General features: G+C 69.5%; 12 protein-coding genes, 1 tRNA gene and 1 pseudogene. 10 read left to right on the top strand and 4 right to left on the bottom strand.

What is annotated here, in order from left to right:
- Positions 1-70 precede the first annotated feature (70 nt).
- Complete coding sequence (locus tag ACWD3I_RS21085; RefSeq protein WP_365392984.1) at positions 71-1363, bottom strand: acyltransferase family protein; 1293 nt, start codon at positions 1361-1363, stop codon at positions 71-73.
- Between the two features lie 21 nt (positions 1364-1384).
- The gene (locus ACWD3I_RS21080; RefSeq protein ID WP_365392987.1) at positions 1385-1954 is read right to left on the bottom strand and encodes a hypothetical protein; all 570 of its coding nucleotides are present in this window, start codon (positions 1952-1954) and stop codon (positions 1385-1387) included.
- Between the two features lie 49 nt (positions 1955-2003).
- Here ACWD3I_RS21080 and ACWD3I_RS21075 point away from each other — a divergent pair.
- Positions 2004-2174 (top strand): annotated as a pseudogene (locus ACWD3I_RS21075) (tyrosine-type recombinase/integrase); the annotation flags it as partial.
- Between the two features lie 9 nt (positions 2175-2183).
- Here ACWD3I_RS21075 and ACWD3I_RS21070 read toward each other — a convergent pair.
- Positions 2184-2828: a hypothetical protein gene (locus ACWD3I_RS21070; RefSeq protein WP_451084136.1), complete on the bottom strand. Its 645-nt coding sequence runs from the start codon at positions 2826-2828 to the stop codon at positions 2184-2186.
- A 309-nt stretch (positions 2829-3137) separates the two neighbouring features.
- A tRNA-Arg gene (locus ACWD3I_RS21065) sits at positions 3138-3209 on the bottom strand.
- A gap of 115 nt (positions 3210-3324) precedes the next feature.
- Between ACWD3I_RS21065 and ACWD3I_RS21060 the strand changes: the two genes are divergently transcribed.
- The 9 genes from ACWD3I_RS21060 (at position 3325) to ACWD3I_RS21020 (ending at position 15872) form a co-directional block, all read left to right on the top strand.
- Positions 3325-3885, top strand: a complete 561-nt coding sequence (locus ACWD3I_RS21060; protein ID WP_451084139.1) for a response regulator — start codon at positions 3325-3327, stop codon at positions 3883-3885.
- A gap of 122 nt (positions 3886-4007) precedes the next feature.
- Complete coding sequence (nrtL, locus tag ACWD3I_RS21055) at positions 4008-5102, top strand: ArgS-related anticodon-binding protein NrtL (protein ID WP_365392996.1); 1095 nt, start codon at positions 4008-4010, stop codon at positions 5100-5102.
- A 17-nt stretch (positions 5103-5119) separates the two neighbouring features.
- Entirely contained in the window at positions 5120-6511 is a 1392-nt protein-coding gene (gene lysA, locus ACWD3I_RS21050; RefSeq protein WP_365392999.1) for a diaminopimelate decarboxylase, read from the top strand.
- Between the two features lie 144 nt (positions 6512-6655).
- Positions 6656-7948, top strand: a complete 1293-nt coding sequence (locus ACWD3I_RS21045) for a homoserine dehydrogenase (RefSeq protein ID WP_365393002.1) — start codon at positions 6656-6658, stop codon at positions 7946-7948.
- 6 nt (positions 7949-7954) lie between these two features.
- Entirely contained in the window at positions 7955-9013 is a 1059-nt protein-coding gene (gene thrC, locus ACWD3I_RS21040) for a threonine synthase (protein WP_365393005.1), read from the top strand.
- Positions 9014-9252: 239 nt separating this feature from the next.
- A complete protein-coding gene (thrB, locus tag ACWD3I_RS21035) occupies positions 9253-10182 on the top strand; it encodes a homoserine kinase (protein ID WP_365393007.1) in 930 nt (309 codons plus the stop codon).
- Between the two features lie 408 nt (positions 10183-10590).
- Positions 10591-12615 carry a transcription termination factor Rho gene (gene rho / locus ACWD3I_RS21030; RefSeq protein ID WP_365393010.1) on the top strand — a complete coding sequence of 675 codons (2025 nt, stop codon included), beginning with the start codon at positions 10591-10593 and terminating at the stop codon, positions 12613-12615.
- 173 nt (positions 12616-12788) lie between these two features.
- Entirely contained in the window at positions 12789-14531 is a 1743-nt protein-coding gene (locus ACWD3I_RS21025; protein WP_365393012.1) for a trypsin-like serine protease, read from the top strand.
- Positions 14532-14735: 204 nt separating this feature from the next.
- Complete coding sequence (locus ACWD3I_RS21020; RefSeq protein WP_365393015.1) at positions 14736-15872, top strand: LCP family protein; 1137 nt, start codon at positions 14736-14738, stop codon at positions 15870-15872.
- The last annotated feature ends 48 nt before the right edge of the window (positions 15873-15920 follow it).

The following is a 15920-nucleotide window of genomic DNA, read 5'->3' as shown; positions in this document are numbered from 1 at the left end:
GGCCATAGTTGAAAGGGAAACATGCCCGGTTTCTTGCATTCCGCAAACAAGCCGTGAAACGGACCCGTCGTCAACTCGCCTCGGTCACCGATGAGTTGCCGGACGCGGCTGTGGATGATCTGTGTGGAAGGTCACGGTCGCACACGGGCCGATCACCGCCCGGCATCACCAGTGCGGTACCCAACGCCAGCCCGAGCGCCGACAGCAGGGGAAACCGCCCGTCGGGAGCGAAGCCGTGCACGGCGAAGCGGGCGAGAGACACGACGGCGAAAGCCAGCCCGAGCCAGAGCGTCCAGGAGCGACCCTGTACCGAGAGCCGAGCCCGCCCGTGGATGCCCGCCAACGGCCGTACCCCCGCCACCACCCCGGCCATGACGACCCCGAGCACCACCAGCCAGGGCACCCGCAGCCCCCACCAGGCGAGCGATCCGAGCGCGGGCTGGGGCGCGAGCCCGGTCAGATAGAAGCCGGCGGCCACGATGAGCACGGGCAGCATGTGCCACAGATAGAGCGTCATGCTGGCACCCCCGACACCCCGGACCACCCGCCACACCCGCTCCCGCGCAAGCACCTTCCTGAGGAGGGGTGCGAGCAGAAGGCACCCGCCCACCTGGGCCACCACCCAGGCGAGCATGGCGAGGGAGGGCGGATCGGTGTTGCTGGGGTCCTGCCCGGTGACCCGGATGAGACTGACGGGATAGGGCCCGAGGACCACGAGCCCGACAAAGGCCGCCCCACCACAGCCCACCAGCGCGAGACCCCGGTTCTGCAGCAGTCCGTCCCGCCAGCAGAAGCCGAGCTGATAGGCGACGCCCCACACGAGGACGTACCCGAGGAGCCCTCCGTACGGCACGTACGCCGCCACCCCGGCGACCACCCCCATCCCGACCGGCACGAGCAGCCCCCACCGCAGATGCGCCGCGTACAGCAGCGGCGTCAGCGCACTGAGCACCAGATACACCGGCAGAAACCAGAACTGCATCGCCATGGCCCACCCGACGAGCTCGAGCGTGCCGGCATCCACCCCGACGAGCTGACACACCCCTACGGCGATCAGCACGAGGCCGCTGTAGATCCCGGCCGGCACCAGCAGCCGCAGGGCCCGCCGCCGTACCCACCCCGAGGCGCCACCGCTCGCGGCGGCCCAGGACCCACCCGCCGCGTACCCTCCTGCCAGAAAGAACAGCGGCATGATCTGAAACCCGAGCGTCAGCCACTGCGTCCAGGGAATCTCGGCGAGCAACTCCGGCGCACGGATCGCCCCGTCGGGCTCCCGCACGAGCGCGGTGATGAGCCAGTGCCCGGCGACGACCGACACGATCGCCCAGGCGCGCAGGAAGTCGACGTACCGATCTCTGCCCATGCACGGTGATGCTGCCATCAACTACCTCACCAAGCCCCTGACTTGCCGAAGTCTGCCGACAGGCTGGGCCGGTTCCTGCTCCGACGGCTCGGCGGCGGTCGTCACCGGAGGCGCGCTCGGGAGCCGGCTGTCACCGCCGTAGAGCTCCGACTCCCGTCCGTACGAGCGGTGCAGGGCTTCGACCTCGGCCGGATCGCCGCGGTGGCCCGTCGCCTCCTCGAGCAGACGGTCGTATCGGCTGAGGTCCTCCAGCCGGGTGCGCAGCCGGAGGGCGGAACGTACGGGGCGACGCAACCACCAGGAGCGGATCCAGTCGGACGGCCGGGCCGGCAGCGCGTCCGCGTAGCCGCCCACGTCAAGGGGGTTGACGGCCGCCTTGACCACGCCGGGCACGATCTCGATGAGCTGGTCGACCGTGCCGCCCGCCGTCCGGTCGCCCGGGTCGAGGTCGGCGCACAGGGTCTCCAAGTCCGCCTTCAGACGCTTGCGAGCGGCTCGGGCCTCCCCGAGCGACGAGCCGGTGTCCAGGGTCTGCTGCAGTTCGGCCAGGCTTCGGTGGAGTCTGCGGTGCTGGTGACGCAGGGCGTCCACGGCCGCGGCGCTGTCTCCGTGCGCGCGGAGGTGGTCGAGGAAGAGGGAGAGCGCGACCCATTACCGGGTGTGGCAGGAGGCCCGGCTCCTGGCGCTTCCGCCGGCAGCCGAGACCCCGCCGCTCGCGAGTCGGCCGTATGACCTTCGGCACTCAGCGTTGTCGACGTGGCTCAACGCCGGTGTCGACCCCACCGAGGCGGCCAGGCGTGCTGGCCGTTCGCGGAGCCCGTCAAGCAGATCGGGCGGCCTGGGCGCGTTCTGCGAACAGCAGTTGATCGAGGTTGTTCCGCGCGGCGTTGAGAGCGGCGAGCATCTGCACGCGGGTCTGCTGGAAGTGGGGGTCGACCTCGACGCCGAGGTCGTGTCTCAGCGTCACTCGCAGGAGATACACGCCATCGGACAGCGGGCCGCTGAACCATGTCTTCGCTCGTCGGTACGCCCCATCGAGATCGGGGCTGCTCGGCAGCTGCTTGACGACCGAGTACCCGACTCCGAGCGACCTGTTGAGCGCCGAGGCCACCTCCAGGACATCCTTCGGCAGCGCCATCTGTGCCTGGGAGTACTGGTCGGCCCAGGCCTCCTTGGCGGTGTCGAGGAGTGCCGGGTCGACGCTTTCACCGCGTTGGGCCGCTTGGACGGCGTCTCGGGCTGCGACCCGGTAAGCGCGAGCTGTGGTGTTCAGCTGGGCATAGAGATCGCGCTTGTCCTGCTGCGCTCGATCATTGCGCTCCTGCTCCCGTTCACGGTCGGCACGCTGGTTCTGCTCCACCGCTTCGGCTCGGCCGGCGCGCTGGCTCAGCACTGCCCCACCCAGAGTTCCGCCCAGTGTCCCTCCGACGCTGATGAGCGCAACGGCAAGCGTGGTCACATCCACGAGATCCCCCAACTCGTCCATTGGTCTGCCGGCGGGCGGTGATTGAACTCGGCACGGCAGCCTCCCTCAGCCATGCTCATGGTTCCCGCCCGTGCCATGTGCTCAACGACTGGGACGGCGGGATCGAGGAGCAGGTCCACCTGACTTCAAGGGCCTCATCACCTGCGGGAATGCGCCAAAATCCCGTCCACGCCTCGTCCACGGAGCCCGACATCCTCCCGCTTCGAGCGGCATCCGGCTACGCATACGCGAAGACCCCGCACTCAGCATCGCTGCTGGTTACGGGGTCTCTGGGCACCTCATACAGGGTGCCCCCGGCAGGATTCGAACCTGCGCACACGGCTCCGGAGGCCGTTGCTCTATCCCCTGAGCTACGGGGGCGTGTCGGTCGCGTTGCTCGCGGCGACGGGTAGAACACTACCAGCTCCGTCGGGGTGTTCATGAACGGGTTTATCGGCGCAGGAGCCCTGTCCGGGAGGGGGTGTCGTGGTCGGTTGTGGGGACTGGTGATCTCGTTCGTTCCCCTCTGGGGGCAGAAGTCGGTAAAACCCGGACGCGGTGGCCGGTCCGGACCTACTCTCGAGTTGTGCCAGGCGCATCGGGCCGGGTGCTTGTTGTGGACGACAACAAGGTCATCCGGCAGTTGATCAGGGTCAATCTCGAGCTGGAGGGCATCGAGGTCGTGACCGCGGCCGATGGTGCCGAGTGTCTGGATGTGGTGCATCAGGTGCGGCCCGACGTGGTCACCCTTGATGTCGTTATGCCCCGACTCGACGGGCTTCGGACCGCCGCCCGGCTGCGTTCCGATCCCCGGACCCGTGATCTTCCCCTTGCCATCGTCAGCGCCTGTACGCAGCACGAGGTCGAGAGCGGCCTCGATGTCGGCGTCGACGCCTTCCTGGCCAAGCCCTTCGAACCAGCTGAACTCGTACAGCTCGTACGGCAGTTGATCGAGCGCAGGCACGCCGCGCACCCGGCCGAGGAGGACGGCGACGACGTCTTCGGGCGCGTCCTCGGTGCCGGCGAGACCGAGAGGGCCGGGCGCACCGGCGGCTGAGCCGGTCAATCGCCCCACCCGCCCCCACGTCGGCCCGGCCCGGTCTTGCGCCCCGTCCACATCGCGGACCTTCGCCCAAACCGACTCGCCTACCCACCCCCCTCCTCCCCTACGCTTGTCCCGTGACCCCCGTCGAGCTCTCCCGTACCGTGCTGCGCGCGGTCCGTCGCGCTGTCGACGGCGGGGAGCTGAGCGTGACCGTTCCCGGACGGGCCGTCGTCACGCCCCCCGGGCCCGGTGGCTGCGGTGACTACGCCACCAACATCGCCCTCCAGCTCGCCCGCCCCGCCGGGCAGCCACCGGAAAAGGTCGCCGAGATCCTCCGGCCGCACCTCCTCGACACCCCCGGCGTCACCGACGTCGTCGTCACCGGGCCCGGGTTCCTCAACATCCGCCTGCGCGACACCACCCCTGCCGCGCTCGTCGAGGAGATCCTGCGGCGCGGCCTCCGGTACGGCCACAGCGACCGCCCCACCGGACGGATCGTGCAGCTCCACGCCCCGCACGAGGTCCGCGCCGTCGTCGTCATGGACGCCATCGCCCGCATCCTCGTCTCCCAGGGCGCCCTCGTCCGTACGTCGTCGCAAGCCCCGCCCCGGCCGGAGTGGGCCGACATCCTCGGCGCGCGCGTCGACGCGTCCGGCACCCCCGGGGCGCCCGCCCCCCTCGACGTCAACGTGCGTCCGGCGCCCGCCCCCGCCGACCCCACCCCCCTCGGCCGCGACGCCGCCCGCTGGGCGCTGCTCCACCCCGCCGCACACGACCGGCCCCGCATCACCGACGAGCACCTGGTCCAGCGCGAGAGCAACCCTCTCTTCCGCGTCCGCTACGCCCACGCCCGCACCCGGGCCCTCAGCCGCAACGCCGCCGACCTGGGATTCGCCCCCCACCTCGGAGACGTACACCCCGGAGACGTCCAGCCTGGAGACCCGCACCCCGGCGACCCGCAAGCCGCGCCCGGTGTCCTCATCGCCGCCCTCGCCGACCACCCCCGGATCCTGGGCGCCGCCGCCACGGCACATACGCCGGACCGGCTCGCCCGCCATCTGGTCACCGTCGCCGACGCGACCCTCGCCTTCCTTCCCACGGTCCTCCCGCTCGGCGACGAGAAACCCTCGGTCGCCCACCGCTCCCGGCTCGCCCTCGCCGAAGCCGCCGGGACGGTGCTGGCCGGCGGCCTGACCCTGCTCGGCATCGACGCACCCGACCACATCTAGAGAGCCAGCCACAGACCATGAGCCGTTCCGCACACCCCGCCGGGCCCCGTCACGCCGACGTCCTCCCCGAGGGCCACTACTCCGCGCCGCCCGCCGACCTCAACACCCTCGACCCGAAGGTCTGGGCCCAGACGGTCACGCGCAACGAGGACGGTGTCCTCACCGTCGGCGGTATCACCGCCACGCAGCTCGCCGAGGAGCACGGCACTCCCGCCTACGTCATCGACGAGACCGACTTCCGTGCGCGGGCCCGCGCCTGGCGTTCCGCCTTCGGTGCCGACGCCGACGTCTTCTACGCCGGCAAGGCCTTCCTCTCCCGCGCCGTCGTCCGCTGGCTGCACGAGGAGGGGCTCAACCTCGACGTCTGCTCCGGTGGTGAGCTCGCCACCGCCCTCTCCGCCGGTATGCCCGCCGACCGCATCGCCTTCCACGGCAACAACAAGTCCAAGGAGGAGATCGAAAGGGCGATCCGCGCAGACGTCGGCCGCATCGTCCTCGACTCCTTCCAGGAGATCGTCCGCGTCGCCCACATCGCCCAGGAACTCGGCAAGCGGCAGCGCGTCCAGATCCGTATCACCGTCGGCGTGGAAGCACACACGCACGAGTTCATCGCCACCGCCCACGAGGACCAGAAGTTCGGCATCCCGCTCGCCGGTGGCCAGGCAGCCGAGGCCGTACGACGGGCTCTTCAGCTGGACGGCCTCGAGCTCATCGGCATCCACTCCCACATCGGGTCGCAGATCTTCGACATGTCCGGCTTCGAGGTCGCCGCCCACCGGGTCGTCGGGCTGCTGAAGGACATCCGTGACGAGCACGGCGTAGAGCTTCCCGAGATCGACCTCGGTGGTGGCCTCGGTATCGCCTACACCTCCGACGACGACCCCCGCGAGCCGCACGAGATCGCCAAGGCGCTCACCGAGATCGTCACGCGGGAGTGCGAGTCCGCGAAGCTCCGCACCCCCCGTATCTCCGTCGAGCCGGGGCGCGCCATCGTCGGCCCCACCGCCTTCACGCTCTACGAGGTCGGCACCACCAAGCCCCTCGACGGCCTTCGCACCTACGTCTCCGTCGACGGCGGCATGTCCGACAACATCCGGACCGCGCTGTACGACGCCGAGTACACCGTCGCCCTGGTCTCCCGCACCTCCGACGCCGAGCCCATGCTCGCCCGGGTCGTCGGCAAGCACTGCGAGAGCGGGGACATCGTGGTGAAGGACGCGTTCCTGCCGGCCGACATCGTGCCCGGTGACCTCATCGCCGTACCTGCCACGGGTGCGTACTGCCGGTCCATGGCCAGCAACTACAACCATGTGCTGCGGCCGCCGGTCGTCGCGGTGAACGATGGTGAGTCCCGGGTCATCGTCCGCCGTGAGACGGAGGAGGACCTCCTGCGTCTCGACATCGGGTGAGCCCCCGCCGGCGGGTGGAAGATCTCCTGTCTTGCACCCCCGTACAAATGAAATAGATGTCTCACGATCCGGACGAAGGGTAGAAACTCCCGTCCGGTGAGTGAGACTGGTCCAACCGTAGACGGTATGAGGAAACGAGGTCGGATGATGCGTACGCGTCCGCTGAAGGTGGCGCTGCTGGGCTGTGGGGTTGTCGGCTCAGAGGTGGCGCGCATCATGACGACGCACGCCGACGACCTCGCCGCGCGCATCGGCGCCCCCGTCGAGCTCGCCGGGGTCGCCGTTCGGCGGCCCTCCAAGGTGCGCGAAGGCATCCCGGCCGAGCTGGTCACCACCGACGCCACCGCCCTCGTCAAACGCGGGGACATCGACGTCGTGGTGGAGGTCATCGGCGGTATCGAGCCCGCCCGTTCCCTCATCACCACGGCTTTCGAGCACGGTGCCTCCGTCGTCTCCGCCAACAAGGCGCTCCTCGCCCAGGACGGCGCGGCCCTGCACGCCGTCGCCGAGGAGCACGACGCGGACCTCTACTACGAGGCCGCCGTCGCCGGTGCCATCCCGCTGATCCGGCCGCTGCGCGAGTCCCTCGCCGGCGACAAGGTCAACCGCGTGCTGGGCATCGTCAACGGCACGACCAACTTCATCCTCGACAAGATGGACTCCACGGGCGCCGGCTATCAGGAGGCCCTCGACGAGGCCACCGCCCTGGGGTACGCCGAGGCCGACCCCACCGCCGACGTCGAGGGCTTCGACGCCGCCGCCAAGGCCGCCATCCTCGCCGGTATCGCCTTCCACACGCGCGTGCGCCTCGACGACGTCTACCGCGAGGGAATGGCCGAGGTCACCGCATCCGACTTCGCCTCCGCGAAGAACATGGGCTGCACCATCAAGCTGCTCGCGATCTGCGAGCGGGCCGAGGACGGCGGGTCCGTCACCGCGCGCGTGCACCCCGCGATGATCCCGCTGACCCATCCGCTGGCCTCCGTGCGCGGCGCCTACAACGCCGTCTTCGTCGAGTCCGACGCCGCCGGTCAGCTCATGTTCTACGGCCCCGGCGCCGGTGGTGCCCCCACCGCCTCGGCCGTGCTCGGCGACCTCGTCGCCGTCTGTCGGAACCGGCTCAATGGTGCGACCGGTCCCGGTGAGTCCGCGTACGCCGCCCTTCCCGTGTCGGGCATGGGCGAGGTCTTCACGCGGTACCACATCAGCCTTGACGTGGCGGACAAACCGGGTGTTCTCGCCCAGGTGGCCACCGTGTTCGCCGAGCACGGGGTTTCCATCGATACGGTTCGCCAGCAGGGTAAGGACGGCGAGGCGTCCCTCGTCGTCGTCACCCACCGCGCGTCCGACGCCGCCCTGGGCGGGACCGTCGAGGCGTTGCGCAAGCTCGACACCGTGCGCGGTGTCGCCAGCATCATGCGGGTTGAAGGAGAGTAACCAGCAATGACCCACCAGTGGCGCGGAATCATCGAGGAGTACCGGGACCGGCTGCCCGTCTCCGACAGCACGCCGGTCGTGACGCTCCGCGAGGGCGGCACGCCCCTCGTGCCCGCGCAGGTGCTCTCCGAGCGCACGGGCTGCGAGGTCCACCTCAAGGTGGAGGGCGCGAACCCGACGGGGTCCTTCAAGGACCGCGGCATGACCATGGCCATCACCCGGGCCAAGGAGGAGGGCGCGAAGGCGGTCATCTGCGCCTCCACCGGCAACACCTCCGCCTCCGCCGCCGCGTACGCCGTGCGCGCCGGCATGGTCTGTGCCGTACTCGTTCCGCAGGGAAAGATCGCGCTCGGCAAGATGGGCCAGGCGCTCATCCACGGCGCGAAGATCCTCCAGGTCGACGGCAACTTCGACGACTGCCTCACCCTGGCCCGCGCCCTGAGCGACAACTACCCCGTGGCGCTGGTCAATTCGGTCAACCCGGTGCGCATCGAGGGCCAGAAGACCGCCGCCTTCGAGATCGTGGACATGCTCGGCGACGCACCCGACATCCACGTCCTCCCGGTGGGCAACGCGGGCAACATCACCGCGTACTGGAAGGGCTACAAGGAGTACGCCGCCGACGGCATCGCCGCCAAGACCCCCCGCATGTGGGGCTTCCAGGCGTCCGGCAGTGCCCCGATCGTGCGCGGCGAGGTCGTCAAGGACCCGTCGACGATCGCCACCGCCATCCGTATCGGAAACCCGGCGTCCTGGAACTACGCCCTCGCGGCGCGGGACGAGTCCGGCGGCCTCATCGACGAGGTGACGGACCGTGAGATCCTGCGCGCCTACCGCCTGTTGGCCGCGCAGGAGGGCGTCTTCGTGGAGCCCGCCTCCGCCGCGTCCGTCGCCGGTCTGCTGAAGGCCGCCGAGCAGGGCCTGGTCGACCCGGGCCAGCAGATCGTGTGCACCGTCACCGGCAACGGCCTCAAGGACCCCGACTGGGCCGTCGCCGGCGCCCCGCAGCCGGTCACCGTCCCGGTCGACGCGGCGACGGCGGCCGAGCGCCTCGGCCTCGTATAAGGACATCCCTGGAGCGGCATCCCTATAGGGGGTGCACAGGGGGCTTACGACACGCATCGTGCGCCTCCTGTGCGCCCTATGTCGCCACAGAACCTTCCTTCGATAGGCTGTACTGAACCCGCCCGCCGCATATGCCCCCGCGCATGGCCGGGAGTCGCGTCATCTCCGCGACCCGAGGGTTTCCAGATACGTATCGAATGTCTTCGACAATCACGCAGCTCAAGGAGAGTCATCGAGCGATGGCCGGTCCAGCGTTCCGCGCCGCCGCCGTCCGGGTGCGCGTCCCCGCCACCAGCGCCAACCTCGGCCCGGGCTTCGACGCCCTGGGCCTGTCGCTGGGGCTCTACGACGACGTCGTCGTCCGGGTGGCCGACTCCGGGCTGCACATCGACATCGCGGGTGAGGGCAGCGAGACCCTCCCGCGCGACGAGAAGCACCTTCTTGTACGGTCCCTGCGCACCGCCTTCGACCTGCTCGGCGGACAGCCGCGCGGACTCGAGATCGTGTGCGCCAACCGCATCCCGCACGGCCGTGGCCTGGGCTCTTCCTCGGCCGCCATCTGCGCGGGCATCGTCGCCGCGCGTGCCGTGACCATAGGCGGCGAGTCCAGGCTCGACGACACCGCGCTCCTTGAGCTCGCGACCGAGATCGAGGGTCACCCCGACAATGTCGCGGCGTGTCTGCTCGGCGGTTTCACGCTCTCCTGGATGGAGGCGGGCGCCGCGCGGGCGATCAGGATGGAGCCCGACCGTTCCGTCGTTCCGGTGGTTTTCGTGCCCGGGAAGCCGGTTCTCACCGAGACCGCGCGCGGACTGCTGCCGCGCACCGTGCCGCACGTCGACGCCGCCGCCAACGCGGGCCGTGCCGCGCTGCTCGTCGAGGCACTCACCCGGCGCCCCGAGCTGCTGCTGCCCGCGACAGAGGACCGGCTGCACCAGGAATACCGGGCTCCGGCCATGCCGGAAAGCGCCGCGCTCGTGGAGCGTTTGAGGGCGGACGGAGTTCCGGCCGTGATTTCCGGAGCCGGGCCCACCGTTCTCGCGCTGGCCGATGAGGACAGCGCGGACAAGGTGGCCCATCTGGCAGGTGAGGGCTGGGCCGCCAACCGGCTTGAACTCGATGCTCAGGGGGCGATTGTGCTGCCGCTCGCTTCTACCAGTGACATCTGAATACCGGCGATTGCCGGATTTGGAGAGGGGGAATGTTTGTTGGATCCGGTAGTGTTAACCTCAAGTCTGCACCCGACCCCACCATGGCGAGGTGCTTCACGTCCCCGTCCGGGACAGACATTCTTCCGGGAGCCTCCCAAGCCGCACTGTGTTTCGTACGACGTACGCGGGCTGTACCTCGTACGCGGGCACTGAGCGACTTGCCGGGCACGCTCCGGAACCGGTGCGACCGAGCCACGTGACACAGACCGTCGGTGTCACTGCTCTGGGAAGCGCCATCACCAGATTCCTCCGCCGCCCAGGCGGACAACCGCCCCGGCACGGTCCACAAGGATGGGACCGCCGTCGGACAGCACAAACGGTCGCCGAGCCAGACAGGCCGACGTCCGCTCCAGGGAAGGACCCTTCGTGAGCGACACCACCGATCTGATGGGCGCACGTGTCGAGGAGACCGCTGCCGCGCCCTCCACGGACGCCTCCGCGCCTGCCACCGGTGCCGGCTCCCGGCGGCGCCGCGGTACCGGCCTCGACGGCATGGTGCTGGCCGAGCTGCAGCAGGTCGCATCCGGCCTCGGCATCAGGGGCACCGCGCGTATGCGCAAGAGCCAGCTGATCGAGGTCATCAAGGAGGCACAGGCCGGCGGTGGGGCCGCCCCGGCGAAGGCCGCGTCCGCCCCCGCCGGGGACGCCGCCGAGACCAAGCCCAAGCGCCGCGCCACCTCCAAGGCCCGTACCGGCGAGGCCGCCGAGAAGAAGGCGGAGAAGGCGGCCGAGGCCCCCGCCGAGAAGGCCGTGGCCCAGCAGCAGATCGAGATTCCCGGCCAGCCCGCCAGCGAGGACGCTCCCACGGAGCGCCGTCGTCGTCGTGCCACGGCCGATGCCGGCAGCCCCGAGACGGTGGTCGCCGAGGCGAAGAGCGAGCCGAAGGCCGAGACGCCCGCGCAGACGCAGGGCGACGCCGGTGACGCGGACGGCCGTCAGGGCCGCCGCGACCGCCGGGACCGTGCCGACCGCGGTGACCGTGCCGAGCGCGGTGACCGTGAGCGCGGCGGCCGCGACCGCGACCGCCGCGGCAAGGGCGACGACCAGCAGGGCGGCCAGCGCGGCCAGCAGCAGAGCCAGCAGCAGAGCGGCGGCCGTCAGGACCGTCAGGACCGCAACACCGGCCCGCAGGACGACGACGACTTCGACGGCGGCCGCCGTGGCCGTCGCGGTCGTTACCGGGACCGTCGTGGCCGTCGTGGCCGTGACGAGATGGGTGGCACCGCCGCCGAGCCGCAGCTCGCCGACGACGACGTCCTGATCCCCGTCGCGGGCATCCTGGACATCCTCGACAACTACGCCTTCATCCGTACGTCGGGTTACCTCCCGGGTCCGAACGACGTGTACGTCTCCCTCGCCCAGGTCCGCAAGAACGGCCTGCGCAAGGGTGACCACGTCACCGGTGCGGTCCGTCAGCCGAAGGACGGCGAGCGCCGCGAGAAGTTCAACGCGCTGGTCCGGCTGGACTCCGTCAACGGCATGGCGCCCGAATCCGGGCGCGGGCGCCCGGAGTTCAACAAGCTGACGCCGCTGTACCCGCAGGACCGCCTCCGTCTGGAGACGGACCCGGGCATCCTCACCACCCGCATCATCGACCTCGTCGCGCCGATCGGTAAGGGCCAGCGCGGTCTGATCGTGGCCCCGCCGAAGACCGGCAAGACCATGATCCTGCAGGCGATCGCCAACGCGATCACCGTCAACAACCCCGAGTGCCACCTGATGGTCGTCCTGGTCGACGAACGTCCGGAAGAGGTCACCGACATGCAGCGGTCGGTGAAGGGCGAGGTCATCTCCTCGACCTTCGACCGTCCGGCCGAGGACCACACCACGGTCGCCGAGCTCGCCATCGAGCGCGCCAAGCGTCTGGTGGAGCTGGGCCACGACGTGGTCGTGCTGCTCGACTCGATCACGCGTCTGGGCCGTGCGTACAACCTCGCCGCGCCCGCCTCCGGCCGCATCCTGTCCGGTGGTGTCGACTCGACCGCCCTGTACCCGCCGAAGCGCTTCTTCGGTGCGGCCCGCAACATCGAGGACGGCGGCTCGCTGACCATCCTCGCCACCGCCCTGGTGGACACCGGGTCCCGCATGGACGAGGTCATCTTCGAGGAGTTCAAGGGCACCGGCAACGCCGAGCTCAAGCTCGACCGCAAGCTCGCCGACAAGCGCATCTTCCCGGCGGTGGACGTGGACGCGTCCGGCACCCGTAAGGAAGAGATCCTGCTCGCTCCCGACGAGCTCGGGATCGTCTGGAAGCTGCGCCGGGTGCTGCACGCGCTCGACCAGCAGCAGGCGGTCGAACTGCTCCTCGACAAGATGAAGCAGACGAAGTCGAACGCCGAGTTCCTGATGCAGATCCAGAAGACGACGCCGACGCCGGGCAACGGCGACTGACGTAACTCTTCATAAAGAGGGCCGCCCTTGTTGCAAGGGTGGCCCTCTTTGCTGTCTGTGGCGCGGTGTACGATCGCGCTCTTCGGTCACTTTTTCGACCCTTGAACTTCTGATCCCGAGGGGGGACTTGAGTGGGTACAGCCATGTCCGGAGCCGGTCGCCACAGACGTCGGATGCGGATCGCCCTGCCCATCGGCGCGGCCGGTGTCGCCGCTGCCGTCGCCGCCGCGCTGCTGACCTCGTCGGCGGGTGCCGCGACCGCGCTTCCCAAGCCGACGGTCAAGCCCGCCATCAGCACGGTGTCGCAGGCCGAGCTGGAGAAGCGCGTCGCCGGCGCGGTCGCCGGTGACGACACCGCGGGGGAGAACACCAGCAAGTCGTCGCTGAGCTCGAGCAGCGGCACCGTCGACGCGAAGATCATCGGCGGGTCCACCACGACCATCACCTCGGCTCCGTGGATGGCCCAGCTCTGGTACTACGACGACACCACCGACACCGGCTTCTTCTGCGGTGGCGCCGTCGTCTCGCCCACGAAGATCCTCACCGCCGCGCACTGCGCCAAGGGCTACGACTGGGCCAAGTACGGCGCGATCGTCACCGGTGCCACGCAGCTGCCCGACGACGCGGGCAACACCACGGGCACGGTCTCCGGTGTGGTCCGTCAGTGGACCCACCCGTCGTACAGCTCGCGGACCATCGACAACGACATCGCCGTCCTCACCCTGGCCTCCCCGGTCAAGGCGACGCCGATCCGTATGACGACGTCCACGGACACCGCCTCGTACGCCGCCGGCACCAACGCCAAGGTCTACGGCTGGGGCCGTACCAGCTCCACCACCCAGGACGTCTCCGACACCCTGAAGACGGCCACGCTGCCGATCCAGTCGGACACCACCTGCGCCAACTACTACGGCGCGGACTTCGTCAAGGGCCACATGGTCTGCGCGGGCAAGCCCGCCAGCGGCAGCGACACCGGTACGACGTCCGCCTGCAACGGTGACTCCGGTGGCCCGCTGGTCGTGGGCGGCCGCATCGTCGGTGTCGTCTCCTGGGGTGTCCTGGACTGCGTCGAGAAGGGCGCGTACAGCGTCTTCTCGAAGGTCAAGACGTACCTCGGTGCCGCCTACGCCCAGGTCGACGACGCCAACATGAGCTACACCGACGCCAAGGCCGACCTGTTCGTGCGCAAGTCGTCCACGGACATCGCCTACCAGAAGAACTCCAAGGGCACCTCGTTCGGCGCCCGTCAGGACCTGGGCAACTGGGGTGGCGTCAACCTCGTCACGCAGACCGACCTCGACCGGGACAGCGTCCAGGACCTGATCTACCGCCAGACCTCCACCGGCGACGTCTACCGGCTGTACTACTCGTGGTCCGCAGAGGACTGGGCCGAGAAGAAGATCTTCGACAACTGGAAGAGCCGCACCCGCATCATCACCCCGGGTGACCTGACCGGCGACTACAAGCCCGACCTGGTCTCCGTGGACTCCGCCGGCAAGGCGTGGCTCTACCCGGGCAAGGGCAACGGCACCTTCTCGGCCCGCGTGCAGATCGGCACGGGCACCGGCTGGAACGCGTACAACATGGTCCGCGGCAAGGGCGACTTCAACGGCGACGGCAAGGCCGACCTGCTCGCGCGCAACAAGAGCACCGGTGCCATCTACCTCTACAAGGGCACCGGCAAGGCCTCCAGCCCCTTCTCCGCCCGCGTGAAGGTGCGCACCTGGAGCAACTCGACGTACAACGCCTTCGACGCCATCGGTGACATCACCGGCGACGGCAAGGCCGACTTCCTGGCCCGTACGCCCGGCGGCACCCTGTACCTGTACAAGGGCACCGGCAAGGCCACGAGCGAGATCTTCGCCACAAGGATCTCGGTCGGTACCGATTTCAAGCAGTACGACATCTTCGGATGAAATAGCAGGTGAGCGCGGTACGCCCGCGTTCAACGACTACGCACTGTGCCCACCCTTCCACGGGGTGGGCACAGTGCGTTGTGCAACCCTTTCTCCGGTTTACCCGTCTGACCGGGCGGAGCGACCATGGTGATGTTCGGGTCGTAACGACCACGTCTGACCCTGAAAGCAGGGGGTACCCGACCGGACGAGAACGAGGAGCACATGTCTGCCGAGAGCACGCCGGAACCCGGTATACCCGAGGAGTCCGGCACCACGGGCCCGCGCCACCGCGCCAAGGGCCGGCGCCGCAAGACCCGCGGCAAGCGCAAGGGCCTGCTGATCACGGCCTGGACCGCCGCGGGCATCGTCGTGCTGGGCGGTACGGGCGCCGGCTACCTGTACTTCAAGCTCAACGGCAACATCAAGAGCGTCGACATCGACCAGGCCCTCGGCACCGACCGGCCCACGAAGGTCGACAACGGCTCCGAGAACATCCTGGTCCTGGGCTCCGACACACGTTCCGGCTCCAACAAGAAGCTGGGCGGCGGCGCCGACGACGGCAGCGCCCGCTCCGACACGGCGATGATCGTGCACGTCTACGAGGGCCACAAGAAGGCCAGCGTGGTCTCCATCCCCCGCGACACCCTCGTCGACCGCCCCGAGTGCACTGACTCCGACGGCACCGAGCACGACGCCGCGACCAACGTGATGTTCAACTCCGCGTACACCACGGGCGGCGCCTCCTGCGCGGTGAAGACGGTCGAGTCGCTCACCGGCATCCGCATGGACCACTATCTGGAGGTCGACTTCTCCGGCTTCCAGAAGCTCATCGACGAGCTCGGCGGCGTCCAGGTCACCACCACGAAGAGCATCAGCGACTCCGAGAGCCACCTCGACCTGAAGGCCGGCACGCACACCCTCACCGGCAAGCAGGCCCTCGGCCTGGTCCGCACCCGGCACGGCGTCGGCGACGGCTCCGACCTCGGGCGCATCCAGCTCCAGCAGGCCTTCATCAAGGCCCTGATCAACCAGATCAAGACCGTCGACCTCTTCGACAGCCCGAAGAAGCTCTACAACCTCGCCGACACCGCGACCAACGCCGTGACGACCGACACCGGCCTCGGCTCGGTCAACAAGCTCATGTCCTTCGCGAACGGTCTCAAGGGCATCAGCTCCAAGAACATGACCATGGTGACCATGCCGGTCCAGTACGACCCGCAGGACGGCAACCGGGTGCTGGTGGACGAGGACAAGGCGAAGCTGGTCTGGAAGGCCCTGGAGAACGACCGGGCGATCCCGAAGAGCGCCACCAAGGGCACCGCCACCGGCCAGGCCAAGGGCGTCGTGACCTCGCCGTAGGCCCGTGCACGACCCCCGCCGGGGCGCTGGGAATAGATCGCCCCGCCC

It is taken from the genome of Streptomyces sp. NPDC002817, assembly GCF_053592055.1.
The sequence above is the reverse complement of the archived record's forward strand: the minus strand, read 5'-3'. Positions and strand labels throughout refer to the sequence as shown.